The organism is uncultured Pseudoteredinibacter sp., assembly GCF_947500695.1.
Taxonomy (GTDB): Bacteria; Pseudomonadota; Gammaproteobacteria; order Pseudomonadales; family Cellvibrionaceae; genus Pseudoteredinibacter.
Genome location: NZ_CANMSS010000003.1, coordinates 258952 through 271889 on the forward strand (window position 1 = coordinate 258952; position 12938 = coordinate 271889).

The following is a 12938-nucleotide window of genomic DNA, read 5'->3' on the forward strand; positions in this document are numbered from 1 at the left end:
AGCCTCGTAAAGAGCCCAATAAAAAGGACAGTTGCATGATTGATAAGAAGTTCATTGGCCATGAATTTGAGCCATTTAGCACCACAATCGAAAAAGGGCGTTTGAAGTTTTTCGCTAAAGCGATTGGTGAAACGAACCCAATTTATTTTAATGAAGAAGCTGCTAAGGCCGAAGGCCATAAATCGGTTTTGGCGCCGCCTACATTTCCATTTACCTTATCTCTAGAGAGTGATGATCCATTTCCAGTAGTCACAGCCTTAAAGCTAGAGATCGGCCGTATCTTGCACGGCTCACAGGACTTTGAGTACTTTGCACCCATTTATGCAGGTGATGAAATTACTGTAAGCTCAAAAATTGTGGACATCTTTGATAAGAAAGGTGGCGCTTTAGAGTTTGTTGCTCTGCAATATTCCTTCACCAATCAAGATGACGAGTTAGTGGCAACTTCTACCAATACCTTGGTTTACCGCAACGGATAAGGAGAGAGAAATGACTGATATTCAAATCGGCAGTGAAATACCCGCTTTAGAGTTGGCGCCTATTTCTCGATATACCTTGGCCTTGTTTGCAGGTGCCTCGGGCGACCATAATCCAATTCATATTGACAGTGATTTTGCGAAAGCTGCAGGCATGCCGGATGTATTTGCCCATGGTATGTTGTCCATGGCGTATCTTGGCAGAATGCTGACGAACTGGCAGCCACAAGCTAAGCTGAAAAAGTTTAGCAATAAATTTGCGGCCATTACCCAGTTGCAAGATGTGGTTACCTGCAGTGGAAAGGTGGTAGAGCTGCTAGAGCAAGAGGGTAAAATCTTAGCGCGCTGTGAGATTCAAGCCGCCAAGGCTAGTGGCGAGCAGACCTTGGTGGGTGAGGCTTTAGTCGAGGTATAACAAGAAGCAACGATATCTCCTTGGTCCTACTTAGAGCCCTCGGCCCAAGTATTACTTGAGTCGAGGGCTTTTTATTTGTAGTGTTTTCACTTTCAGTCAGCTAAAGATGGCTTCAATGCTAACAATCGACGTTCACTTTATTCGAGCTCCACTCCGACAAGCTGGCGAACTTGGAATTGATACTGAAGAATTACTCAGTGAGCTGGATATATCGGCCGATATATTCGCGCAGGATAATGCGGTAGTTCACGCCGAGCAATATGTTCGCTTGGTGCAAAAGCTTAGAGAGCTTTCGGGCGATGAGTATTGGGGCTTAACGGGGCAGCGCTGTAAGTTAGGTTACTTTGCCTTAATGGCCCGCTACTTACTTCAGTTTGATAGTCTAAAGGGAATGCTCAGCGAGTGTTGTCGTTTTCAAAATACGACTCGTGTAGAGTGGCAGTTTAGTCTAGTGCACGAGGATGGACGAGTAGGGTTCTTGCTTAAGCGTGCCCAGGGATACGAGAAGGTCAGCGCGTTTTTAATGGAATTTATTACGGTTTGTATCCACCGGATGATGTGCTGGCTAACGGATACGCGCATTCCAATCTTAGAAAATCACTTTGCTTACGCTGCACCTGAAAACCTCCGCGCTTATGAGCTCTTGTTCCCTGAAAAAAGAGTGTTTGATAGTGCATACAATGGTTTTTTTATTGATGCTCAGTATCTATCTCTGCCGCGTGTTAGAGATTGGACTGAAACTCGAGAATTTCTTAAAGATGCCCCGGCGGGTTTAATGGTCACACCCGGCAGTGACAATAGTTATACGGCGCAAATTAAATCCATTTTGATCAAAACTATTGGAAAAGAAGGGCCGGTGCCAGATTTTGAGCGTGTAGCTGAATATCTTAATGTTTCCACGGCGACGCTTCGACGTAAATTGCGAACTGAAAATACCAGCTATCAGCAACTAAAAGACAGCATGCGCCGCGATATCGCGATTGATAAACTTGTGCGTGAAAGCACCTCTATTTCTGAAATCGGTTTGCAACTTGGCTTTGTTGAGTCTTCCTCGTTCACCCGTGCTTTTAAGCAATGGACTGGCCTGAGTCCTCAAGAATACCGCCGAGATAAAGAATAACAGTGCCCACTAAGGCGACGGCAGGGGTCAGAACCCACGGGTTCTGACCCCTAATCGAAGTCGAGATCATAAAGCCTAGAAAATCACAGCAACTCGTACCAAAACCAATTCCTGACACTAAAAAGGCATCGAGCCCAAACATGGGGTCAGAACCCATGGGTTCTGACCCCTAATCGAAGCCGGGGTTCTCCGTTCAGCAGCCACTACAAGGGAGCCCCAAACTCCTATTTGCCAGCAACAAAAATTCCTTTTCTCTCAATCACTTAAGTACTAGCTATTTCTCTGATCAAAAAAATACCTATTTAGTACAGTTGACATAAATAGTTCGAATGACCTAGACTACTTCCAAAATAACAACATAAGTAAAAGGTATCTCAATGGCTCGCGTAGATTCTCTCCGCTCGTTTTTTGCTTGGCCGCTGATGCTGGCCGCCTGTTCCCTACAAGCAGAAATACAACCTGAACCTCTACCGGTGTATGAAACACTGCCAAAACAATTACCCGATTCTGTTTTATTTGCTCACGATGCGAACTTCGAGGCCTTGGTGGCGGGGCGTGTGGTCGCGATAGATTTGGCAAAACAAAGCCGTCGCTATCTTGGTGCAATGGATGCCGCTCAATTCGCCAGCTTTATTCAATCGACCAGAAAGCCAGAGCTTTATGTGGCCGAGACTCATTATTCTCGCACCACTCGCGGCGAAAGAACCGATGTCATCAGCATCTATGATGCAGAAAGCCTAAAGCAAGACGGTGAGATTATTTTGCCGGGTAATAAACGCGGCCAGGTGGTAAGTCATCGATATACCTTCCGCTTGGTCGATAACGACCGCTTTCTATTGGTCTTCAACTTTACACCCGCAGCGTCGGTCAGCGTTATTGACATGGATAGCCGAGAGATTGTGGAAGAAGTACAGATGCCGGGCTGCGGTTTGATTTATCCAACAGGCAAGCGTGGCTTCTCATCGTTTTGCAGTAATGGTGCCATGTATAGCGCGCAGCTAGACGCCAATGGCAAGCTTAGCGAGCAACAGAAACTACCACCGCTATTCAGTGTTGATGAAGATCCACTTTTTGATAAGCCGGTTTTCCATAAGGGAGTCGCCTATTTCCCAAGCTATAAAAGTTTAGTTCAAGTTGTCGATTTGAGTGCAGCTAAGCCAAAAGATCTTGGCAGTTGGTCGCTATTGAGCGAGCAAGAGCTAAAAGATAACTGGCGCCCCGGTGGTTGGCAAATTGCCACCATGGATGATGCGGGCCACCTCTATGTCCTAATGCATAAAGACGGTAAGGACGGTACACACAAATCGGGTGGGCCAGAGGTTTGGGTTTACGACGTAAATACTCAAAAACGCCTACAAAAAATTGTACTTAAAAACTGGGGCGTATCCATTGAGGTTACCCGTGGCAAAGATCCTCTGCTAGCGGTCACTAATGGTGATATGCAGATTGATGTATATCAGGCGAATAATGGCCAGTGGAAAACCATGGTGGGTGGTGCTGCCGCGATGCCTTTGAGCCTGCATGCGCTGCGTAAGTAATGGGTGATGCTATGGATGTATTTCAAAACACCGTTGTTTTCCTATTTAGCTTTATGTTTTTAAGCGCGGGCATGTCGAAGATTCGCCATCAGGCCTATAGCCAACAGGCCTTGGAAGCATATCAGTTAGCTCCAAAGTTCTTGACTGGGTTTCTAAATCGCAGCTTGGCTTCTACGGAATTGCTATTGGTTCCCGCCTTGATATTGCCGCTAAGTCAGGCAATGGCTGTATATGTGGCTGCTCTATTGCTGTTTGTGTACGCCATGGCTATCGCTATTAATCTGTTACGAGGCCGCAAGCGTTTGAATTGCGGCTGTAATGGCCCCGATTCTAAGCAGAATATTTCTTGGTGGATGGTGTTGCGTAACTTGTTTATAGCAATGGTGCTATTGATGCTGCCTATACAGACTGAATTAGCACCATTAAATGCTTATGTGTTAGCGCTATTTTCCAGTGCTGCCCTAATTCTTATGCGTCAAGGTGCGCAGCTGCTCTACAAGAATCAACAATTAATGAGCCGCCAAGGGCAATAAGTATTTAAAAACAAAAGAAGCAAAATATATACGTTGAGAATAAAGAGAATCAAATTATGACTGAGTTACTACTGATCTCAAATGCCGTTCTTTGGCTATGTGTGATAGCGCTACTTGTTGTGGTGGTGGCATTGGCCCGCCAAATTGGTGTGCTCTATGAACGAGTTGCACCAGCTGGTGCTTTGATGATGAATCAAACTTTAAGAGTAGGAGATAAAGCTCCGGCTCTAGAAGTTGAAGAGTTACTAAGCAAAAGGGCGATTAGCATAGGTGCGCAACAAGAAAAATCGCAATTGCTATTTTTTCTAGCACCTAGCTGCCCAGTCTGTAAAACACTACTGCCAGTACTAAAATCGAGCGCCCAAGCTGAGAAATCTTGGTTAAAGGTAACCTTGGCCAGTGATGGCGAGGAGCAAGAGCACGCTGATTTTATCGCCGAGCATCAATTACAGAGCTTTGATTATGTCCTTTCTGAGCGCCTAGGTAAACTTTATGGCGTTGCCAAGCTGCCTTATGCAGTTCTGATCGACGAGCAGGGTAGTGTAACTTCCATGGGCTTGATTAATTCACGTGAGCATTTAGAAAGCTTGTTTGAATCTAAAGAACTCGGCATAGACTCAATTCAAAGCTATCTGCAGAAAGATGTGGTGGACCCTAGTGCCGCACTGGCAAAAGAAATTCGTGTGTAGTTTGTGATAGGAGAATAATAATGAAGTGGTTAGACAAATTAACAGTCAATAGCTCCCGTCGCCTTGCGCAAAACTCCTCGCGACGTAGCTTCATAACGCGATTCGGTACGGCTCTTGTCGGTGGTGCTGCGATTCCTTTATTGCCGGTGGCTCGAGCGAGCGCATCCAGTTCTGGGGGCGGAATGTACCCTGGCGTTGCCGCTCAGGAATCGGGTGTAAAAGGAGATCCAGGTGATCCGAGTCAATGTGATTATTGGCGTTACTGCGCCATCGATGGGTTTTTATGTAGCTGTTGTGGTGGTACTCAAAATAGTTGCCCGCCAGGTACTGAGATGTCGCCCATTACTTGGATTGGTACCTGTCTAAATCCCGAAGACGGTAAGAGCTATATTATTTCTTATAACGATTGCTGCGGTACCAGCAGTTGCGGCCGCTGCCTTTGTAATCGCAATGAACGTGATACCCCGATCTATCGTGCACAAACCAACAACGATACCAATTGGTGTCTGGGTGCATCCAGCACGGTATATACCTGCTCGACTGCGATCGTCTTAGGTGTGGCAACCGATTCAGCCAGTTAAGCACTGATAATTAAACATTGCTAGCCGAAAAGCGATAAGGTTAAAAATAATGAAAGCAATAATAAGTAAATCCGTATTGGCATTGAGCTTAATCCTTTCTTCACCGGGCCTGCTTCAGGCCAGTGAGGCCGAGCAACATTACGCTCGTTGTGTAGCTTGCCACTTAGCTGATGGGCAAGGCATTCCTGGTGCCTTTCCTCCCTTAAAAAATCGTCTTGCAAAAATTGCTAGTTCTGAGCTAGGTCGACAGTATCTAGTGCAAGTTCTCAATGGCGGTCTAATGGGCGTGATCAAGGTAAACGGCCAGACCTACTCTGGGGTAATGCCTGCGCAAACTGGCGATTTAAGCGCCCAACAAATTACTAATTTGTTGAACTATGCTACTGAGAAACTGGATGCTGAGAATAAATCTAAATCATGGCAGCCATTTAGCGAGCAAGAAATTAAGAACCTTAGCAAAAACAGGGGCAATCCTGTAGCAAATGCTAACTTGCGTAAGCAGCTTATCAATAAGCGACCAGAGTTAAATTGATCAATTGAGGGCGTTCGGTATGGCCACCGTATTTCGAATATTCGCTTTGTGCTTGTTATGTTTTCCAGCAACCAGCTGGACGGCGATGGAGCCGCGCACCAACTATATGATTAATTGCCAAGGTTGCCATCTTGCTGATGGTCGCGGTAAGGCGGGCAGTGTGCCTAGCATGAAAGGTGAATTGCATAAGTTTTTAACGGTGCCTGGTGGTAGAGAATTTCTCGTGCAAGTGCCGGGCTCTGCTAATGCGCCTCTAAACGACGCGGAACTGGCTGAGCTCTTGAATTGGATGCTGGGTAGCATGTCGTCAGGTACTAGCAACAATAACTTTTCGCCGTATACCGAAGCTGAGGTTAAAAAACTACGGGCCAAGGTGCTAGTGGATGTGATGAAAACACGTGAGCGACTGGTTCGCCAGTTCGCAGAGAATAAATAAAACGAAATGGCGAACTAGTTTTTGGCCTGAAGGCTAACGTTTTGGTATGTCTCCGTGTTCGACAAGCCAGGTAAAACTCTGGGTAGCCATGGCCACGATATTGTCGACTTCCTTGGTCCAAGGTTTGTTGTGGCCAATAAAGACAGTATGGCCCTCAACTGAGGCACTAATGAAAAGAGAAAGCTTTTCAACTTGCTTAGGGCTCAGTGCAGGGTTCATGTCGGCGATGATATCGCCAAGGATGCTGCGATATTTGGCGTACATCTGATCCATATGCACGGTGATGTCTTCTTCGTGATTGGATAGCGACCAAAGTTCAGGGAAAAACTGGGTGGTTTCACGGGATGTCAGATCTGTGATGACGTGTTTGATCAGATTTTGAAACTGTTCCTCTGGGCTGCCATGGGTTCGAATTTCATCGAAGGTGTCGAGATAAACCTGGATGGTTTTATCCAACATGGCAGAAACTAATAAGCTCTTGCTGGGGAAGTAATACTGCAAATTCCCCAATTTGATGCCAGCGGCATCGGCGACTTTGCGCATAGAAAAATTGTGGTAGCCCGCGTCGATCAGTAATTGATGGGCGGCGTCGAGAATGTCATTGATACGGCTTTTTCCTTTGCTGTATACGCCATTCTTCACTTTATTTGTGCTGCTCAAGTTAACCCCTAATTCGCTGTAAACACACCAGCGAAATTATAACAGAAGCCAAGAAATAGTACGTATTGCATAAAAATAATTATAAGCGGATAGCTTTTTATTAAAAATTGTACGGTTGACCTATTAATCGTGGATATAGTACGGTTGACCTACATAACAATAACGATGATAGAAGGTAAGTAAGATGAAGCACTCTCGTTTGGCGATTGCGATCGCCTGTAGCCTACCCATAGCCATGAATAGCTACTCTTCGGTGATTGAGGAGGTGGTTGTTACTGCGCAGAAAAGACAACAAAGCTTGCAAGATGTTGGCATCGCCGTTACAGCATTTAGTGGCGACCAATTGCAGGAATTGGGTTATGACACAGCCCAGCAGATCACCGCAATGACTCCTGGAGTAACGACTATTCAGCCCAATGGCCCGTCGTCATTTTTTACCAGTATTCGCGGCGTCGGGCAAAATGACTTTTCGGGTGATCATCAAGAATCGCCGGTAGCGGTTTATGTCGATGAAGCTTATGTGAGTGCGGCCTCGGGAGCAGGCTTTCAGTTATTTGATATGGAACGCGCCGAGGTATTGCGGGGTCCGCAAGGTACGCTCTTTGGCCGTAATGCCACGGGTGGCCTAGTGCACTACATTACCCGTAAGCCCAGCCAAGAAAACGAGGGTTATATTGACCTCACACTAGCTGATCACAATCAAGTGAAAGTCGAAGGTGCTGTTGGGGGCGGTCTTAGCGAAACGGTATCTGGCCGTATTTCTTTCTTGCGTAATAAGCATGATCCTTACATCGAAAATCGTATCGGCACAGATTTAAATGACGGTAATGACTGGGCTGTTCGTGCCCAATTACTCTGGGAGTTTGAAAAAGGCCAATGGCTGCTAAGTGCCAGGGCGGGTGAGCAAGATATTGATTCAGGTTTTTTCAAACACAGTTCCGCTAGAGTTGATCCGAACACCGGCCTAGGTCTGCCATTTGATGGTGAAGATTTGCAGGGCTTGGGCGATTCGCTGGTGCCCGGTTACCAAGAGAACAATAATGACGTTCACTCTGGGGCCTACAATGTAATCGGCCATAACAAAGTCGAGACTCGCGGCTTTACGAGTAATATTCAGTGGGAGTTTGAGAATTTTGATTTTGTCAGTATTACTGATTTTCAAACTTTGGAGAAAGACTACTTAGAAGACTCCGATGCCTCACCTAATGATTTCTTCTCTTTCTTTTTGCAAAGTGATTTGGATCAGTGGTCCCAGGAGTTTCGCTTAAGTGGTGACAGCGATAACTTACGCTGGGTTACCGGCGCCTACTATTTGGAGATCGAAGGTGATTTTGCTAACGGCGGTATTGCGGCGAACTTCTTCCGCGCAGCTTTTCCAGGGGCGGGATTAGATGATTCCAGTTTGGATACTTTGGGGCTCTATAGCCCTTTCAAAACAGAAACGAAATCTACGGCTTTCTTTGGGCAAATCGAGTATGACCTAAGCGAAGCCTTTACTGTACATGCGGGTTTACGCTGGTCGAACGAAGATAAAACTACTGACTTCAAGCAATACGCTTCCCTTTTTGCAGCTACTGATTCCAGTCAAGTATCGGCGATTGATGGTTTAGGCTTGGGTGGCCCTTTATTCACCTTTAGTCCGACAGCGGTTACTAATGATCCAGGTGGTACAGGGTTTGGGGAGGCGCTGGTAGTTGGCGATACCAATGATGCCAGTATCGACGAGAATCTAATTACTGCCAAATTGCAGCTCGATTGGAAACCAGACGAGAACACCTTAGTTTACGCCAGTTATAACCGTGGCATTAAAGCAGGCGGATTCAATGCGCCATTGGATGCAACCTTGTTTTATAACGGTAGCCGTCCAACTAGCCAGATGAAGTTTGATGAGGAAGTGCTGAACGCCTATGAGCTTGGCTTTAAGTGGAGCTCGGAAGATGGCAGCTGGAGAATCAATGGTGCGAGCTACTACTACGATTATCAAGATTATCAGGCCTTTGCTCTTGAGAGCTTAACGACTTATGTGTTTAACACCGATGCTGAAGTGAAGGGCGCCGAGATTGAGATTTTTGCAGCACCAATGGATGGCTTAGAATTGATCTTTGGTGCGGGTTATATCGATAACAATGTCGAAGATGCCTATACCCTACCTGATGGTACGCCGGTTGATCGCACAGCTGTACTAACTCCGAAGTTAAACCTAAATGGCTTGTTACGCTATCAGTGGGATCTTGGTGAGGCCAGAGTCGTTGCTCAATTAGATGCGACTTATATGGATGATCATTATTTCCAGTTGAAGAATTCCCCCGTAGGCAGAGAGTCAGCCTACACCTTGAGTAACGCTCGCTTAAGTTATGCCAATGCCGATGAAAGCTGGCGAGTAGAATTATTCGTCAACAACCTAACGGATGAAGAGTATCGCACTATGGCTTTTGATCTGGCGGGTGAACCTTCAGTTGGTGGATTTGGCTTGGTTGAAAACTATTATGGTTTGCCGCGTTGGTGGGGCGTTTCCTTTAATTACAGTTGGTCTGAATAAGTAGTGTGCTGGCCTGCCTTAGATCGCTGCTAAATGATCTGGGGTAGGCACTTTTTAATGAGTAGTGATGATATGCAGAATAATGAACACACATTGCCAGGTGAGGCTTCTATCTCCGCCAACGCCTCTGTGCCACAGTATTATAACTTTGCCGCTGAAGTGGTTGACAAATTTGCTAGAGAGCAGCCGGAGAAAACCGCTATTGTGTGGGTGGATGATGAAGGCCGCGAAGAAATAATTAGTTTTTCAAAACTAAGTGTTGAATCTCAGCGTTTGGCCAGTGCTTTGCAAATGCAGGGTTTAAAGCGCGGTGATACTGTAATTATTTTAATGGGGCGTCAATTGGAGTGGTGGTACACCATGACGGCCTGCCTGCGTATGGGCTTGGTGGCATCACCAGGCACTACTCAACTGTCTGAAAAAGACATCGCCTATCGAGTTGAAGCAACAGCTGCCGCTTGTTTAATCGCCGATGCTAGTCAGACCGATAAACTTAGCTCGATGAAAGAGCAGTGTAATCCTCTCAAGCACATTGTCATTGTCGGGGACGCACAAGGGGGGATGTTGGCTTATCAGGAGATGGTCAACAATGCATCAGCGGATTTTCCTGCCGTAAAAACGGAATCTGATGAAGATGCGCTTTGCTATTTTACTTCGGGTACCACTGGCTATCCAAAGATGTGCATCCATAATCATATTTATGCTCGTGCCCACAACAGTACCGGGCAACATTGGTTGGATCTATCCGATAACGATCTGCACTGGAATTTGAGTGATACCGGTTGGGCTAAGGCGGCATGGAGCAGTTATTTTGCCCCTTGGTTGCGAGGTGCAGCAATTTTCGTTCACCACACATCGGGTTTTAGCGCAGAGCAGAGCTTAGCTATGTTTGCGCGCTACGGTATTACGACGTTTTGTGCGGCGCCAACGGTTTATCGCATGTTCGTGCAATACGATTTAAGTGATACCAACTTTGGCAAACTGAGACACTGTGTTGGTGCGGGTGAGCCCTTAAATGCTGAAGTTATCGATGTCTGGAACAGGGCAACGGGGATTACCATTCGCGATGGCTATGGGCAAACCGAGTCGGTCATCCTTTGCGGCAATACACCAAATATGCAGCCGAAACCTGGCTCAATGGGTAAGCCCATTCCCGGTATTGACCTTGCGGTGATTGACCAAGAGGGCAATCGTCTAGCCGTTGGTGAAGAGGGCGATATTGCTGTGTGTGTTAAACCGATCGCGCCCTTAGGTTTGTTTAAAGAGTACAAGGGGTTGCCAGAAAAAACCGCAGCTTGTTTTCGCGGTGATTGGTATATCACGGGTGATCGAGCCACGGTGGATGAAGATGGCTATTTTTGGTTTGTCTCGCGCGCTGATGATGTGATTTTGTCTTCAGGTTATCGCATTGGCCCTTTTGAAGTAGAAAGCGCTCTTTTAGAACATGCTGCTGTGATTGAATCTGCGGTAACTTCAAGCCCTGATGCAGAACGCGGAGAGGTAGTAAAGGCCTTTATCGTTTTGGCTGAGGGCGTAAGTCCCGATGAAGAATTAAAGCTCAATTTGCAAAATCATGTAAAGACTGTGACCGCACCTTATAAATACCCGAGAAAAATTGAATTTGTCGATCAATTACCAAAGACGGTTAGCGGAAAAATACGTCGAGTTGAGTTGCGTGATAAGGAGTGGGCCAATGCGAGCTAGTCCCTTAACACATTCACAGTTAACTGGCAGTCAAGATGTCGATTTATTAGAGCTGACTATTCCAGTTGCTTTTGATAAAACCGTTGAGCAATACCCTGATCACGCCGCTATTATTGTTAAGCATCAGAATATACGTTGGACTTACAAAGAGTATCAACAGGAGATCGAAAAGTTAGCTGCGGGCTTACTGGCCATAGGGATTAAACCCGGTGATAGAGTGGGCATCTGGTCACCTAATCGTATCGAGTGGTGTCTAACACAATTCGCTACGGCAAAAATAGGTGCCGTTATGGTGTGTATTAATCCAGCTTATCGCTTGTATGAGTTGGAGTACGCTCTGAATAAGGTGCAGTGTAAGGCCATTATTAGTGCAGAATCTTTTAAGAGCAGCCGCTATTTGGATATGCTCAATGAGCTTATGCCTGAATTAAAGAATCATTCTCCTCGTGTTGCAGCTCATGTTGACGACAGCCCCTTGCCAACTAAGGCTTTGAAGTCCAAGAAATTACCTTCGTTGGAATGGGTAATTCGGATGGGCGATACTCCCTCAGCAGGGATGCTGAATTTTTCTGAGTTGCAAGATCTGGCCAATGAAGATTATCGCGAACAGGTAAAAGCTGTACAACGGTCTTTGGATTGTCATGATGCCATCAATATTCAATTTACCAGTGGTACAACAGGCAACCCTAAAGGGGCTACTTTAAGTCATTATAATATTTTAAATAATGGTAAGGTTGTCGGCGATGGTATGCAGCTAGATCAAAACGACCGCCTTTGTATTCCTGTACCGCTATATCATTGCTTTGGTATGGTAATGGGTAACCTTGCTTGTATTACTCATGGTAGTGCCGCAATTTTCCCCGATGAAGCTTTCGATCCTCTTACAACTTTGCAGGCTGTTGAAGAAGAAGCTTGCACAGCTTTGCATGGTGTCCCCACCATGTTTATTGCACAGTTGGATCATCCCGAATTTCAAAATTTCAATCTCAGCAGTTTGCGTACAGGTATTATGGCGGGGGCTCCATGCCCGGCAGAAGTAATGAAAAAAGTGATCAGCCAGATGCATATGAGTAAGGTTCTGATTGCTTATGGGCAAACTGAGTTGAGCCCTGTAAATCACATGACTGCGGTTGATGACCCTTTAGAAAAGCGTGTGGAAACTGTCGGTCGACCTGGGCCACGCCTGGAAGTCAAAATCTGTAACGATGATGGTGTTGTCGTAGCTATTGGTGAGCGGGGTGAAATTTGTACCCGTGGTTACTCGGTCATGAAAGGTTACTGGGATGAGGCTGAACGCACAGCGGAAACCATCGATAAAGATGGCTGGCTGCACTCTGGTGATTTAGGTGTGATGGACGAAGAGGGATTTGTGCAGGTCGTTGGCCGCCTAAAAGATATGATCATTCGTGGCGGTGAAAATGTTTATCCACGAGAGGTCGAAGAATTTCTGTTTACTCATCCAGAGATTCAAGATGTCCAAGTCTTTGGTATTCCCGATGAAACGTTCGGTGAGCAGGTTTGTGCTTGGATTCAGCTTAAAGCAGGTGCGAGTGTGAGCACAGATTCCTTGCGAGCCTTCTGCAAAGACAAGATCACGCATTTTAAGGTTCCCAAATTTATCGAGTTTGTTGAAGAGTTCCCGATGACTGTAACAGGGAAGATTCAGAAATTCCGTATGCGGGAAATCATGCTTGAAAAATTAACGAAGTAGGTTG

General features: G+C 46.0%; 13 protein-coding genes. 12 read left to right on the forward strand and 1 reads right to left on the reverse strand.

From position 1 onward, the window contains the following. Positions 1-35: 35 nt before the first annotated feature. From Q1A08_RS07795 to Q1A08_RS07835, 9 genes are all read left to right on the forward strand, one after another. Positions 36-479 (forward strand): MaoC family dehydratase N-terminal domain-containing protein, encoded by a 444-nt coding sequence (locus Q1A08_RS07795; RefSeq protein WP_299771548.1) that lies wholly within the window; start codon positions 36-38, stop codon positions 477-479. A gap of 10 nt (positions 480-489) precedes the next feature. After that, positions 490-891 carry a MaoC family dehydratase gene (locus tag Q1A08_RS07800; RefSeq protein WP_299771551.1) on the forward strand — a complete coding sequence of 134 codons (402 nt, stop codon included), beginning with the start codon at positions 490-492 and terminating at the stop codon, positions 889-891. 115 nt (positions 892-1006) lie between these two features. Further along, the gene (locus Q1A08_RS07805) at positions 1007-2011 is read left to right on the forward strand and encodes an AraC family transcriptional regulator (protein WP_299771553.1); all 1005 of its coding nucleotides are present in this window, start codon (positions 1007-1009) and stop codon (positions 2009-2011) included. Positions 2012-2388: 377 nt separating this feature from the next. Further along, a complete protein-coding gene (locus tag Q1A08_RS07810) occupies positions 2389-3549 on the forward strand; it encodes an amine dehydrogenase large subunit (RefSeq protein ID WP_299771555.1) in 1161 nt (386 codons plus the stop codon). An 11-nt stretch (positions 3550-3560) separates the two neighbouring features. Further along, the gene (locus Q1A08_RS07815; RefSeq protein ID WP_299771557.1) at positions 3561-4082 is read left to right on the forward strand and encodes a MauE/DoxX family redox-associated membrane protein; all 522 of its coding nucleotides are present in this window, start codon (positions 3561-3563) and stop codon (positions 4080-4082) included. 56 nt (positions 4083-4138) lie between these two features. Continuing rightward, positions 4139-4771 (forward strand): redoxin domain-containing protein, encoded by a 633-nt coding sequence (locus Q1A08_RS07820; protein ID WP_299771559.1) that lies wholly within the window; start codon positions 4139-4141, stop codon positions 4769-4771. 20 nt (positions 4772-4791) lie between these two features. Beyond that, positions 4792-5352 carry a methylamine dehydrogenase light chain gene (locus tag Q1A08_RS07825; RefSeq protein WP_299771561.1) on the forward strand — a complete coding sequence of 187 codons (561 nt, stop codon included), beginning with the start codon at positions 4792-4794 and terminating at the stop codon, positions 5350-5352. Positions 5353-5401: 49 nt separating this feature from the next. Continuing rightward, complete coding sequence (locus Q1A08_RS07830; RefSeq protein WP_299771563.1) at positions 5402-5884, forward strand: cytochrome c; 483 nt, start codon at positions 5402-5404, stop codon at positions 5882-5884. 19 nt (positions 5885-5903) lie between these two features. Beyond that, positions 5904-6320 (forward strand): cytochrome c, class I, encoded by a 417-nt coding sequence (locus Q1A08_RS07835; RefSeq protein ID WP_299771564.1) that lies wholly within the window; start codon positions 5904-5906, stop codon positions 6318-6320. Positions 6321-6353: 33 nt separating this feature from the next. Here the strand turns inward: Q1A08_RS07835 and Q1A08_RS07840 are convergent, their stop codons facing one another. Next, a complete protein-coding gene (locus tag Q1A08_RS07840) occupies positions 6354-6980 on the reverse strand; it encodes a TetR/AcrR family transcriptional regulator (protein ID WP_299771566.1) in 627 nt (208 codons plus the stop codon). Positions 6981-7164: 184 nt separating this feature from the next. On the opposite strand from Q1A08_RS07840, the gene Q1A08_RS07845 reads away from it, so the two are divergent. From Q1A08_RS07845 to Q1A08_RS07855, 3 genes are read left to right on the forward strand one after another with little or no spacing between them, the layout of a single operon-like run. Further along, a complete protein-coding gene (locus Q1A08_RS07845; protein WP_299771568.1) occupies positions 7165-9519 on the forward strand; it encodes a TonB-dependent receptor in 2355 nt (784 codons plus the stop codon). Between the two features lie 57 nt (positions 9520-9576). Then, complete coding sequence (locus tag Q1A08_RS07850) at positions 9577-11223, forward strand: AMP-binding protein (RefSeq protein ID WP_299771570.1); 1647 nt, start codon at positions 9577-9579, stop codon at positions 11221-11223. Beyond that, the gene (locus Q1A08_RS07855; RefSeq protein ID WP_299771572.1) at positions 11213-12934 is read left to right on the forward strand and encodes an AMP-binding protein; all 1722 of its coding nucleotides are present in this window, start codon (positions 11213-11215) and stop codon (positions 12932-12934) included. Before Q1A08_RS07850 ends, Q1A08_RS07855 begins: the two co-directional genes overlap by 11 nt. Positions 12935-12938: the final 4 nt, after the last annotated feature.

Excerpts from the sequence above, each read along its gene's own strand:
- Q1A08_RS07815 (WP_299771557.1), top strand. The coding sequence starts at position 3,561 with ATGGATGTATTTCAAAACACCGTTGTTTTCCTATTTAGCTTTATGTTT.
- Q1A08_RS07845 (WP_299771568.1), top strand. The coding sequence starts at position 7,165 with ATGAAGCACTCTCGTTTGGCGATTGCGATCGCCTGTAGCCTACCCATA.
- Q1A08_RS07810 (WP_299771555.1), top strand. The coding sequence starts at position 2,389 with ATGGCTCGCGTAGATTCTCTCCGCTCGTTTTTTGCTTGGCCGCTGATG.
- Q1A08_RS07800 (WP_299771551.1), top strand. The coding sequence starts at position 490 with ATGACTGATATTCAAATCGGCAGTGAAATACCCGCTTTAGAGTTGGCG.
- Q1A08_RS07835 (WP_299771564.1), top strand. The coding sequence starts at position 5,904 with ATGGCCACCGTATTTCGAATATTCGCTTTGTGCTTGTTATGTTTTCCA.
- Q1A08_RS07805 (WP_299771553.1), top strand. The coding sequence starts at position 1,007 with ATGCTAACAATCGACGTTCACTTTATTCGAGCTCCACTCCGACAAGCT.
- Q1A08_RS07820 (WP_299771559.1), top strand. The coding sequence starts at position 4,139 with ATGACTGAGTTACTACTGATCTCAAATGCCGTTCTTTGGCTATGTGTG.
- Q1A08_RS07855 (WP_299771572.1), top strand. The coding sequence starts at position 11,213 with ATGCGAGCTAGTCCCTTAACACATTCACAGTTAACTGGCAGTCAAGAT.
- Q1A08_RS07830 (WP_299771563.1), top strand. The coding sequence starts at position 5,402 with ATGAAAGCAATAATAAGTAAATCCGTATTGGCATTGAGCTTAATCCTT.
- Q1A08_RS07850 (WP_299771570.1), top strand. The coding sequence starts at position 9,577 with ATGAGTAGTGATGATATGCAGAATAATGAACACACATTGCCAGGTGAG.
- Q1A08_RS07795 (WP_299771548.1), top strand. The coding sequence starts at position 36 with ATGATTGATAAGAAGTTCATTGGCCATGAATTTGAGCCATTTAGCACC.
- Q1A08_RS07825 (WP_299771561.1), top strand. The coding sequence starts at position 4,792 with ATGAAGTGGTTAGACAAATTAACAGTCAATAGCTCCCGTCGCCTTGCG.